This window comes from Mycobacterium talmoniae (genome assembly GCF_001854525.1).
Lineage (GTDB): Bacteria > Actinomycetota > Actinomycetes > Mycobacteriales > Mycobacteriaceae > Mycobacterium > Mycobacterium talmoniae.
The window spans coordinates 1-10,324 of sequence record NZ_MLQM01000191.1 but is presented as its reverse complement, the minus strand read 5'-3'; the positions used below and the strand labels follow the sequence as shown (position 1 = coordinate 10,324).

Sequence of the window (10,324 nt, the reverse complement as noted above, 5' to 3'; positions counted from 1 at the left end):
CACCACCACCGCGCCCCCCCCCCCCCGCCCCCCCCGCCACACGATCAGCCACACCGCGCCGGACCCGAGGTGGAACGGGTCGACCGACAGCGCCACCGCCGCGACGGTGAACACCACGAAACCCAGGTTGTAGATCCGGACCCGGCCGAACATGTCGCCCAGCCGCCCGAACAGCACCACCAGCACCGCGGAGACCAGCAGGTAACCCATCAGCATCCACAGCAGGTAGCTGACGTTGGACGGGTCCAGCGGGTTGAGCCCGATGCCGCGGAAGATCGCCGGCAGCGAGATCAGCACGATCGAGGAGTTGATGGTCGCCATCAGCACCCCCAGCGTGGTGTTGGACAGCGCAATCCACTTGTAAAACGGGTGGTCGTGGTCGTAGGCCAGCCGCCGACGGGTGGTCGCGACGGCACCGGCGTCGACGGTCGACGGGTCGGCGCCGGGCGGTGTTGTCGGGATCTCGGTCGTCATCGGGTCACCACAAAACGCATATGTTAGCTATGCAAATGATTTCGGCCTAATTCCCGTCGCCACGGGCCTGCAGACGAGCGGTCGGCTGCGCTAGCGTGGGAACGGTCCCACACCAGACCACGCGGGAGCGCGCGTCGAGTGCGCTGAGAGGACGGCTGGGGCGCCGTCGACCGTACGAACCTGACCGGGTAATGCCGGCGTAGGGAGATGAGATGACCGAGTTGGCTGTATCCCCGTCCGTGACCACCGGACCCATTCCGTACAGCACCAAGCACTACCACGAGCTCGACGGCGTGCCTGGTGCCAAGGTGCCGTTCCGGCGGGTCAACCTCACCAACGGGGAACACTTCGACCTCTACGACACCTCCGGGCCCTACACCGACCCCGACGCGGTGATCGACGTGCACGCCGGGCTGCCGCCGCGGCCGGGCGTGGTGCGCGACCGCGGCACCCAGCTGCAGCGGGCCCAGGCCGGTGAGATCACCGCAGAGATGGCCTACATCGCCGCCCGCGAGGGGCTGCCCGCCGAATTGGTGCGCGATGAGGTGGCCCGCGGCCGCGCGGTGATCCCGGCCAACCACAACCACCCCGAGATCGAGCCGATGATCATCGGCAAGGCGTTCGCGGTCAAGGTCAACGCCAATATCGGCAACAGCGCGGTCACCTCCTCGATCGCCGAGGAGGTCGACAAGATGGTGTGGGCCACCCGCTGGGGGGCCGACACCATCATGGACCTGTCCACCGGCAAGGACATCCACGAGACCCGGGAGTGGATCCTGCGTAACTCGCCGGTGCCGGTCGGCACCGTGCCGATCTATCAGGCGCTGGAGAAGGTCAACGGGGATCCCACCAAGCTGACCTGGGAGATCTACCGCGACACCGTGATCGAGCAGTGCGAGCAGGGCGTGGATTACATGACCGTGCACGCCGGGGTGCTGCTGCGGTATGTGCCGCTGACCGCCAAGCGGGTCACCGGCATCGTGTCCCGCGGCGGGTCGATCATGGCCTCGTGGTGCCTGTCGCGGCACCAGGAGTCGTTCCTGTACACCCACTTCGAGGAGCTCGCCGACATCCTGGCCAGCTACGACGTCACGTTCTCACTCGGCGACGGGCTGCGGCCGGGATCGATCGCCGACGCCAACGACGAGGCGCAGTTTGCCGAGCTGCGCACCCTGGGCGAGCTCACCAAGATCGCGAAATCCCGTGGCGCCCAGGTGATGATCGAAGGCCCGGGCCACGTGCCGATGCACAAGATCGTGGAAAATGTGCGGCTGGAAGAGGAATGGTGCGACGAGGCGCCGTTCTACACGCTGGGCCCGCTGGCCACCGACATCGCCCCGGCCTATGACCACATCACCTCGGCGATCGGCGCGGCGATCATCGCCCAGGCCGGCACCGCGATGCTGTGCTACGTCACGCCCAAGGAACACCTGGGGTTGCCGGACCGCAAGGACGTCAAGGACGGGGTGATCGCCTACAAGATCGCCGCGCATGCCGCCGATTTGGCCAAGGGGCACCCGCGGGCGCAGGACCGCGACGACGCCCTGAGCAAGGCGCGGTTCGAATTCCGGTGGTATGACCAGTTCGCGCTGTCGCTCGACCCGGACACCGCCCGGGAGTTCCACGACGAGACGCTGCCGGCCGAGCCGGCCAAGTCCGCGCACTTCTGCTCGATGTGCGGGCCGAAGTTCTGCTCGATGCGGATCAGCCAGGATGTGCGGGACTACGCCGCCGAGCACGGGTTGGAGTCCGAGGAGGACATCGAGGCGGCGCTGTCGATGGGGATGGCGGAGAAGTCGGCCGAGTTCGCCGAGCGCGGCAACCGGGTGTATCTGCCGATTTCCCAGTGACGTTGCTGCCGCTGCCCGCGCCGGGGTCCACCCCGGCGCGGGTGCTGACGATCGCCGGCTCGGATCCCGGCGGCGGCGCCGGCATCCAGGCCGATCTGCGCACCATGGCGCTGCTCGGGGTGCACGGCTGCGTCGCGGTCACCGCGGTCACCGTCCAAAACACGGTGGGCGTGCAGGGTTTTCACGAGGTGCCCGGCGACGTGGTGGCCGCCCAGATGCGCGCGGTGGTCACCGATATCGGGGTGCAGGCCGCCAAAACCGGGATGCTGGCGTCCTCGGACATCATCGCCGCGGTGGCCGGGGCGTGGCGGGAGCTGAACCTGGGCGTGCCGCTGGTGGTCGATCCGGTGTGCGCGTCCATGCACGGGGATGCGCTGCTGGCCCCGGCGGCGCGGGATGCGCTGCGCGCCCAGCTGTTTCCGTTGGCCACGCTGGTCACCCCCAACCTCGACGAGGTGCGGCTGCTGGTCGGCATCGACGTGGTCGACGCCGCCTCGCAGCGGGCGGCGGCCAAGGCCCTGCACGCGCTGGGCCCGCGCTGGGCGTTGGTCAAGGGCGGTCACCTGCGCTCGTCGGCGCACAGCACCGATCTGCTGTACGACGGCACCGACTTTTACTCGTTCGACGCGCCGCGGATTGACACCGGCAACGACCACGGCGGCGGCGACACGCTGGCCGCGGCGGCGGCCTGCGCGCTGGCGCACGGGTTCACCGTGCCGGACGCGGTGGCCTTCGCCAAGCGGTGGGTGACCGAATGCCTGCGCGCCGCCTACCCGCTGGGCCGCGGCCACGGCCCGGTGTCCCCGCTGTTCCGGCTGAGCGAGGGCCGATGACACTCGACGAGATCGCCGGGATCGCGCACCGGCCCGACGGCACCCCGGCGGGTGTGGTGGTGCTGACCCACGGCGCCGGCGGCAGCCGGGAATCGGCGCTGCTGCACCAGGTCTGCGATGAGTGGGCGCGCCGCGGCTGGCTCGCGGTGCGCTACAACCTGCCGTATCGGCGGCGTCGTCCCAAGGGCCCGCCGTCCGGGTCGGGGGCCACCGACCGGGCCGGGATCGTCGAGGCCATCGCGGTGGCCCGCGAGCTCGCCGACGGCCCGCTGATCGCCGGCGGCCACTCCTACGGCGGCCGGCAAACCTCGATGGTGGTGGCCGCCGGCGATGCGGCCCTCGACGTGTTGACGCTGTTCTCCTATCCGGTGCACCCGCCGGGGAAACCGGAGCGGATGCGCACCGAGCACCTGCCCGACATCGCGGCGCCCACGGTGTTCACCCACGGCAGCTCCGACCCGTTCGGCACCCTGGACGAGGTGCGCGCCGCCGCCGCACTGATCCCGGCGCCGACCGCGGTCGTCGAAATCATCGGCGCCCGCCACGACCTGGGCTCCAAACGGCTGAATGTGGCGGCGCTGGCGGTGGACGCGGCGGTGCGGCTGCTGCCCGCTGACCGCGGTTAGACCCGTCCGCGGCGCCGCACGATTTCGGCGGCGATGTCGGCGACCTTGATGTTGGTGTCCTGGGAGGTGCGGCGCAGCAGGTCGAAGGCCTCGGCTTCGGTGATGTCGTTGAGCACCATCATCATCCCGATGGCCTTGCCGATCTCGCGGTTGCTGGCCAGCCCGCGCTGCAGGCTGGCCGCCTCCTCCCCGCGGGCCGCGGCGTTGATGGCCACCGTGGCGAACGCCGCCAGGATGATGGCGCGTTCGGCCGAGGCCTTGTCGAACACGTTGGGGGCGTCGGCGAACAGGTTCAGCGCACCGACCTTGCGGCCGTCGACCAGCAGCCGGAACCCCATCGCGCCGCGCACCGGGGTTTCGGCGACCACGCGGGCCGCCAGCGCGGGCCACTGGCTGTGCACGGTCAGATCGGTGTCGATCTGGGCGGAATCCTCTTCGATGGCATCCAGGCACGGCCCGTCGCCGACCGCCAGCTCCAGTTTGTCGATGGTGCGGGCCACCGCATCGCTGGCGGCCGCCGTCGCATAGCCCTCGCCGCGGCGCAGCAGCAGGCTGGCGTGCTGGCAGCCCGGCACCATCAAGGTCGCCGCCACGCAGATCGCGGCATAGACCTCGGTCAGGTCCGAGCCCTGGTAGACGATCTCGGCCAGCGCGGTGAACACCGTCGCGGGGTCGACCGGTGTCGCCGAGTCGTCGAGGTCACCGGTCATAGTCGTCATCGGGCAGGGGCGCGCTGCGATGCTGCTCGAACAGATCGGCGGCGTCGGCTTCGGCGTCGACCGAGAAACTCTCGTCGCGCGCGTCGTCGGGGTCGGTGACCGGCGCCGACTGGGCGGCCAGGTCAGCGTCGTTGGCTTCCGGAACCGGTCCGGTCATGGGGGGTGCCTTCCGTCGGCCGTTGTCGGGGACTATCTACTAGTGTGCACGGGCGCGGTCAGCGTCGACGAGGTTCATGCCTACTCCGAAGTAAGGTACGGTCGGGTTTATGAGCGCGGGGCATCTCGACGTGGTCATTGTGGGCGCCGGCTTCGGCGGCATGGGCGCGGCGATCCAGCTCAAAAAGCTGGGCTACGACAACATCGTCCTGCTGGAACGCGAGAACGACCTCGGCGGCACCTGGCACGTCAACCGCTACCCCGGGCTGGCCGTCGACATCCCGTCGACCACCTACTCCTACTGGTTCGAGCCCAACCCGTACTGGTCGCGGCTGTTCGCCACCGGCCCGGAGCTCAAGCGCTACGCCGAGCACGTCGCCGACAAATACGACGTGCGCCGCCACATGCGGTTCAACACCGTGGTGCAGGGCGCCCGCTGGGACGAGGAAGCCCAGCGGTGGCGGGTGGCGCTGGCCGGCGGGGAAACCCTGACCACCCGGTTCCTGATCACCGCCACCGGATTCTTGTCCCAGCCGCACACCCCGGACATCCCCGGCATCGCCAGCTTCGACGGTCGGGTCATCCACACCACCGACTGGGACGACAGCTACGACTTCGCCGGGCGTCGAGTCGGGCTGATCGGCACCGGCGCCACCGCCGTGCAGCTGATTCCGGAGCTGGCCAAAACGGTCGGCGACTTGACGGTGTACCAGCGCACCGCGATCTGGGTGGCGCCCAAGCTGGACTTCGGGTTCTCCCCCGCCGTGCAACGGCTGTTCGCCCGGGTGCCGGCGGCCCAGCGGGCGGTCCGGTTCGTCACCGACTACCTGCTGGAGTTCATGACGTTCACCGGCGTGCTGAACTACCCCTACTTCCGCCGGCTGTCGGTGGCGGCGATGGATCTGTGCAAGATCCACCGGTTTATCTCGGTGCGCGACAAGGACTTGCGGGCCAAGCTGACCCCCAGCTACGACATCGGCTGTAAACGCCCCAGCTGGTCCAACGACTACTACCGCAGCTTCACCAAACCGCATGTGCACCTGGAAGCCGGCGGCATCGAGCGCATCGAGCCCGACGGCATCGTCACCGCCGACGGCCGCAAAACCGCCATCGACACCTTGGTACTGGCCACCGGTTTCGACCTGTGGGAGGCGAACTTCCCGGCCATCGAGATCGTCGGGCGCAACGGCCGCAACCTGGGAAAGTGGTGGCGGGAGAACCGGTTCCAGGCCTATCAGGGCGTGTCGATTCCGTACTTCCCGAATTATTTGAGCCTGGCCAGCCCGTACGCGTTCTGCGGATTGTCCTTCTTCAACACCATGGAATACCAGATGCGGCACATGGACCGGCTGTTCGGCGAGGTGCAGCGCCGCGGCGCCACGACTTTCGAGGTCACCGAGCAAGCCAACGCCCGATTCCTGGATCGCATGACCGAGCGGCTGGACCGCTCGGTGTTCTACGCCGGCGACTGCGCGACGTCGCGGTCCTACTACTTCAACCACAGCGGGGAGGCGTCGCTGCTGCGGCCCACCTCGGTGCGCAACGCGGTGCGGGACGGGTCCAATTTCCCGTTGGACGACTACGCCATCGCCTAAGACGCCCCGAACAGCGTCACATCCATCAACCGGCGCACGCAGGCCTGCGGGTAGGCGGATCCCTCGGCATCGGCGTCGGCCGCCAGCCGGTCGTAGTGCACCAGCCGGCCCAAGTCGACCACCAGGGCCATCGCGGCGTGCACCAAAAACCGCGCCTGGGTTGCGGTGACGTCGGAGCGCACCGCGGTCAGCAGCTGAACCCAGGAGTCGATGGTGGAGCGCTGCACGTTGCGCAGCAGCGCCTGGTCGACCGCCGGCAGGTTGACCCGTTCGGTGTAGTAGATCGACGCCAGCTCCGGGTTGGCGAACGACGTCGCGACATAGGCGTCGACCACCTCGGTGAGCGCCTGCCGCGGGTCGCGTTGGGTGGCCAGCACCCCGGACAGTTCCCCGGAGATCCGGTCGGCGGCCCGCCGCAACCCGGTCACCAGGATCTCGGACTTGCCGGAGAAGTAGCGGTAGATCCCCGAAACCGGGATCTCGGCGGCCGCGGCGATCTGCGCCATGCTGGTTTCCGGGTAGCCCTGATCGCTGAACAACACCATCGCCGCGTGCAGCACCGCCTCGTAGACACCGGCCTCCGCGGCGAAGATCCGCCAGGCCGCCGGGCGCGGCGCCACCTCGCGCGGCGAGGGCAGCTCGGCGGCCAGCAACGCCGCCGCCGCCGGGGTCAGCACGGCGCGGATGTCGTCGCGCGAGGACCGCACCCGATGGTCGACGATGCTGCCGATGATGCTGAGCAGGCCGGAGGACAGCATCCACCGCTGCGATGAGGTCAGCGACGGCCGCAGCGCGGACAGCGGCCGCTGGATCCGCTGGTTCACCAGCCGCAACTGTTCCATCAGGGTGGGCTGATCATCGCCGTCCAGGTAGCGCGCCTGCCAGCGGTACAGGCCCCCGGATTCCCGGTTGGCCAGCGTCACGTCGAGCAGCGCCTGCACCACCCGGTCCAGCACGGCGGCCGCCTCGGTGTCGGGTTCGGCGTCGACGAACTCGGTGCAATCCACCAGTTGCTGGCTCAGGGCCAGCACCGCACCGGCGAACAGGTGGTATTTGCTGGCGTAGTGCCGGTACAGCGCGGGCGCCGAGATGCCGACCTTGTCCGCGATGGTCTCCATGCTGACCGCGTGATACCCCAAGGCGCTGAACGCCTCGGCGGACGCCCGGGCGATCTGGTCTTTGCGGTCCTTGGGCCGCCGCCGGATCCCTCCGGGTGCAGCCGCTGGCACTCGGACCGATTTCGTCACCGTCTCACCCTACCCACGTTCACTCCTCCCAAACCTACCCCAGGGGATCAGAATCCTGATTAACATAGCGGGTGCTCGGTGTGCGTGCGATGCCAATGCGACGAACCCGGAGAAGCAGGTCAGGTGGATCGGCAACGCCGGTAGAGGGAGGGCACAGGTGCTACAGCTGCTGCGCCGGGTGCTCGACTACAAATTCACCGTCGCCGAACTCATCGGGATCGCGTTGATCATCGGCACGCCGTATCTGCTGATCGGCGTGGTGTGGTCGGGGACGCACACCGAGCACCTCAAGGACCTGGACGGCATCGACCTGGTGGTGTCCTTCCTCGGGTCGATCGTGTCGTGGCCGGTGTTGCTGCTCTCCAACGTCTGTATGACCTGACCGCAGCGCACCCCCATATAGACAGTCTCAGCTGTTCAGCCTAGGCTGTCTATATGGACGACGTCGCCGAATCCGCGGTCACCGCCGCCCGTGATGTGCGGGTGGTGTTCGGCCGGCTGCGGCGCCGGCTTCGGGAACTCGACACCAGCGACGACCTCACCCCGTCCCAGACCGCGGTGCTGCTCCGCTTGGTCAAGGGCGGGCCGTCGTCGACCAGTGCGCTGGCCGCCGCCGAGCGGGTCCGCCCCCAGTCGATGGCGGCCACACTCGCCGGCCTGGACCGACACGGATTCATCCAGCGCCGTCCGGATCCCGAAGACGGCCGCCGCCAAGTGATCACGCTGACACCGCAGGGTCGGCGGCGCGCCGAATCCGACCGCGAGGCCCGCCGCGAGTGGCTGGCCCGCGCGATGCACGACCGGTTCACCGAGCCGCAACGCCGCGTCATCCTCGAGGCAATGTCGCTGCTGGACCGGCTATGTGACTGACCACCCACGAAAGGACCGGCACCGCCATGGAATTAGGCATACATTTCATCGACTTTCTGCCCGGCGACCCGAGCCAGCTGGGCCCGACCCTGGCGGCGACCGCGACGGCCGCCGAGGACGGCGGGGCGACGATGTTCACCCTGGCCGACCATTTCTTCCAGATGGAGGGGGTCGGCCGCGCCCAGGATCCATTCCTGGAGGGCTACACCACGCTGGGCTTCCTGGCCGGGCACACCACGACGATCACGCTGACCATGCTGGTCACCGGGGTCACCTACCGCTATCCCGGGGTGCTGGCCAAAACCGTGACCACCCTGGACGTGCTGTCGGGGGGCCGGGCCATGCTCGGCATCGGGGCCGCCTGGTACGAACGCGAGCACACCGCGTTGGGCATCCCCTACCCGCCGCTGGCCGACCGGTTCGAGATGATGGAGGAGACGCTGCAGACCTGCGGGCAGATGTGGAGCGACAACGACGGTCCCTATCACGGCAAGCACTACCGGTTGGCCGAGACGATCTGTGCGCCGCAACCGATCCGCCGCCCGCCCATCCTGATCGGCGGCAGCGGGGAAAAGAAGACGCTGCGGATGGTCGCCCAGTACGCCGACGTGTGGAACACCACCGTGTCCGACCCGGATGAGCTGGCGCACAAGGTCGAAGTGCTGAACCGGCACTGCGCGACGCTGAACCGCGACCCCGCCGAAATCCGCAGGACCGTCGGCCTGTTCACCGACCCGTTCGCCGACCTCGACGGCTACCTGAAGACCGTCGAAACGCTGGCCGGGCTCGGGTTCGAGATGATCAACGCCGGCCCGCTGCCGGGAAACCCCGACCCGGCCGGTTTCGTGCGCCGCCTCGGCGACGAGGTGGTGCCCCGGCTGGCCGAGATCGGTTAGCTCAGTCCGACCAGCTACGCGGCACCATCGGGGTGGTCGGTCCGCCGCTGAACGGCCCGCCGGCCAGCGTGGCCAAGCCCGCCGCCTGGGCGACGCCGGATTTGGCTGCGGCGCCGGCGAATCCCAGCGGCCCGGCCCCGTGGTCGGAGGCACCCACCGCGGCGGGCTCCTCCCAGTCCGGATCCACCTCGACGTTCATGTCCATAAACTCATCGCCGTAGCCGCGCTGCCCGGCCTTGCGGCGCCGACGGGCCCGTGCCTGCGCAGCGGTGGCCGCCTGGTCGGCCGGCGCGGCGGCGTCCTCGCTGCCGGGCTCCGCCGCCGAACGCGACCGCCGCCGGCTGGCGCTGGTCCGCGCCGACAACCCCGCTGCGCTGGCCGCATACGACACGTCGGTCATGCCGGCGCCCAACGGGTTGGTCGCACTCGGGCCGAACCCGACGCCGGGGCCGCCGGTCGGGCCGCCGCCGGCCGCCGTCGCGGTGCTCGGGGCCGTCGAGCTGGGGGCGGTGGAGGTGTTGCTGACCGTGGTTTCGATGCCGGCGGGCGCCGACGGTGCCAACGCCGAGCCGGTGGGTACCGGCGTGGCCGCGGCCGCGGGCAGGCCCACCGGCGGGACCGGGACGGCGGCGACCCCGGTGACCCCGGCCACGCCGGCCAACCCGGCGAGCCCCACGGCCCCGGTGGCGGCCAGCGCCATCGGCGCCGCGGCGGCCAACAGCAGCGGGGAGACCTCGGCGAAGGCCAACACCAGCATCAGGTTGTGGAAGACGTTCCAGGCCAGCGCGGAGGCCAAAGCCGGTGAGATGCCCGGGATTTGCGAAAACAGCGGGGTCAGCGCGTTGACCAGGGGCATCGGCTGGATGGGGAAGCCCTCGGGGAAGAACAGCTTGGCGAGCGGATCGGCGAACCCCATGTTGTAGTCGGTGATCCATTGCGCCAACTGGTCTTGCCACGACGAACTCGACGTGGTCGCCGCCGTGGTGGTGGCCTGCTGTTGGGCGGTGGAGGCCTGGCTGTTCTGGTTAACGATCTGCGGGGCGGGGGTGGTGGCGGGC

The 10,324-nt window shown here is 69.5% G+C and carries 11 protein-coding genes, 1 pseudogene and 1 riboswitch; of the genes and pseudogenes, 7 read left to right on the top strand and 5 right to left on the bottom strand.

All coding sequences use genetic code 11. From position 1 onward, the window contains the following. Positions 1-474, bottom strand: a pseudogene (locus BKN37_RS23355) (MFS transporter); the annotation flags it as partial. A gap of 111 nt (positions 475-585) precedes the next feature. Next, positions 586-697: riboswitch (TPP riboswitch) on the top strand. Here BKN37_RS23355 and thiC point away from each other — a divergent pair. The 3 genes from thiC (at position 687) to BKN37_RS23340 (ending at position 3,783) form a co-directional block, all read left to right on the top strand. Then, positions 687-2,324: a phosphomethylpyrimidine synthase ThiC gene (gene thiC, locus BKN37_RS23350; protein ID WP_071029319.1), complete on the top strand. Its 1,638-nt coding sequence runs from the start codon at positions 687-689 to the stop codon at positions 2,322-2,324. It overlaps the preceding riboswitch by 11 nt. Then, positions 2,321-3,157, top strand: a complete 837-nt coding sequence (gene thiD, locus BKN37_RS23345) for a bifunctional hydroxymethylpyrimidine kinase/phosphomethylpyrimidine kinase (protein WP_071029318.1) — start codon at positions 2,321-2,323, stop codon at positions 3,155-3,157. Before thiC ends, thiD begins: the two co-directional genes overlap by 4 nt. Next, positions 3,154-3,783 (top strand): alpha/beta hydrolase family protein, encoded by a 630-nt coding sequence (locus BKN37_RS23340; RefSeq protein ID WP_071029317.1) that lies wholly within the window; start codon positions 3,154-3,156, stop codon positions 3,781-3,783. Before thiD ends, BKN37_RS23340 begins: the two co-directional genes overlap by 4 nt. On the opposite strand, the gene BKN37_RS23335 is transcribed toward BKN37_RS23340, so the two are convergent. Both BKN37_RS23335 and BKN37_RS29350 read right to left on the bottom strand, forming a co-directional pair. Next, positions 3,780-4,493, bottom strand: a complete 714-nt coding sequence (locus BKN37_RS23335; protein ID WP_242657337.1) for a GAF and ANTAR domain-containing protein — start codon at positions 4,491-4,493, stop codon at positions 3,780-3,782. The genes BKN37_RS23340 and BKN37_RS23335 overlap by 4 nt on opposite strands. After that, positions 4,483-4,659, bottom strand: a complete 177-nt coding sequence (locus tag BKN37_RS29350; protein ID WP_165618376.1) for a hypothetical protein — start codon at positions 4,657-4,659, stop codon at positions 4,483-4,485. Before BKN37_RS29350 ends, BKN37_RS23335 begins: the two co-directional genes overlap by 11 nt. Before the next feature lie 109 nt (positions 4,660-4,768). On the opposite strand from BKN37_RS29350, the gene BKN37_RS23330 reads away from it, so the two are divergent. Beyond that, positions 4,769-6,253 (top strand): flavin-containing monooxygenase, encoded by a 1,485-nt coding sequence (locus tag BKN37_RS23330; RefSeq protein ID WP_071029315.1) that lies wholly within the window; start codon positions 4,769-4,771, stop codon positions 6,251-6,253. Here BKN37_RS23330 and BKN37_RS23325 read toward each other — a convergent pair. Further along, positions 6,250-7,458, bottom strand: a complete 1,209-nt coding sequence (locus tag BKN37_RS23325; protein WP_423212832.1) for a TetR/AcrR family transcriptional regulator — start codon at positions 7,456-7,458, stop codon at positions 6,250-6,252. The genes BKN37_RS23330 and BKN37_RS23325 overlap by 4 nt on opposite strands. 199 nt (positions 7,459-7,657) lie before the next feature. On the opposite strand from BKN37_RS23325, the gene BKN37_RS23320 reads away from it, so the two are divergent. Genes BKN37_RS23320 through BKN37_RS23310 form a run of 3 tightly spaced genes read left to right on the top strand, consistent with a single transcriptional unit; the run spans position 7,658 to position 9,266 of the window. Further along, complete coding sequence (locus tag BKN37_RS23320; RefSeq protein ID WP_071029313.1) at positions 7,658-7,882, top strand: hypothetical protein; 225 nt, start codon at positions 7,658-7,660, stop codon at positions 7,880-7,882. 53 nt (positions 7,883-7,935) lie between these two features. Beyond that, the gene (locus BKN37_RS23315) at positions 7,936-8,370 is read left to right on the top strand and encodes a MarR family winged helix-turn-helix transcriptional regulator (RefSeq protein WP_071029312.1); all 435 of its coding nucleotides are present in this window, start codon (positions 7,936-7,938) and stop codon (positions 8,368-8,370) included. 26 nt (positions 8,371-8,396) lie between these two features. Further along, positions 8,397-9,266, top strand: a complete 870-nt coding sequence (locus BKN37_RS23310; RefSeq protein ID WP_071029311.1) for an LLM class F420-dependent oxidoreductase — start codon at positions 8,397-8,399, stop codon at positions 9,264-9,266. Position 9,267: 1 nt separating this feature from the next. Here the strand turns inward: BKN37_RS23310 and BKN37_RS30010 are convergent. After that, positions 9,268-10,324: PPW family C-terminal domain-containing PPE protein (locus BKN37_RS30010; RefSeq protein WP_479724561.1), on the bottom strand; the 1,057-nt coding region annotated here is incomplete at its 5' end.

What these genes read in the sequence shown, in the direction of transcription:
- BKN37_RS23340 (WP_071029317.1), top strand. Translation starts at nt 3,154, where the DNA reads ATGACACTCGACGAGATCGCCGGGATCGCGCACCGGCCCGACGGCACC.
- BKN37_RS23330 (WP_071029315.1), top strand. Translation starts at nt 4,769, where the DNA reads ATGAGCGCGGGGCATCTCGACGTGGTCATTGTGGGCGCCGGCTTCGGC.
- thiC (WP_071029319.1), top strand. Translation starts at nt 687, where the DNA reads ATGACCGAGTTGGCTGTATCCCCGTCCGTGACCACCGGACCCATTCCG.
- BKN37_RS23335 (WP_242657337.1), bottom strand. Translation starts at nt 4,493, where the DNA reads ATGACCGGTGACCTCGACGACTCGGCGACACCGGTCGACCCCGCGACG.
- BKN37_RS23315 (WP_071029312.1), top strand. Translation starts at nt 7,936, where the DNA reads ATGGACGACGTCGCCGAATCCGCGGTCACCGCCGCCCGTGATGTGCGG.
- BKN37_RS29350 (WP_165618376.1), bottom strand. Translation starts at nt 4,659, where the DNA reads ATGACCGGACCGGTTCCGGAAGCCAACGACGCTGACCTGGCCGCCCAG.
- BKN37_RS23310 (WP_071029311.1), top strand. Translation starts at nt 8,397, where the DNA reads ATGGAATTAGGCATACATTTCATCGACTTTCTGCCCGGCGACCCGAGC.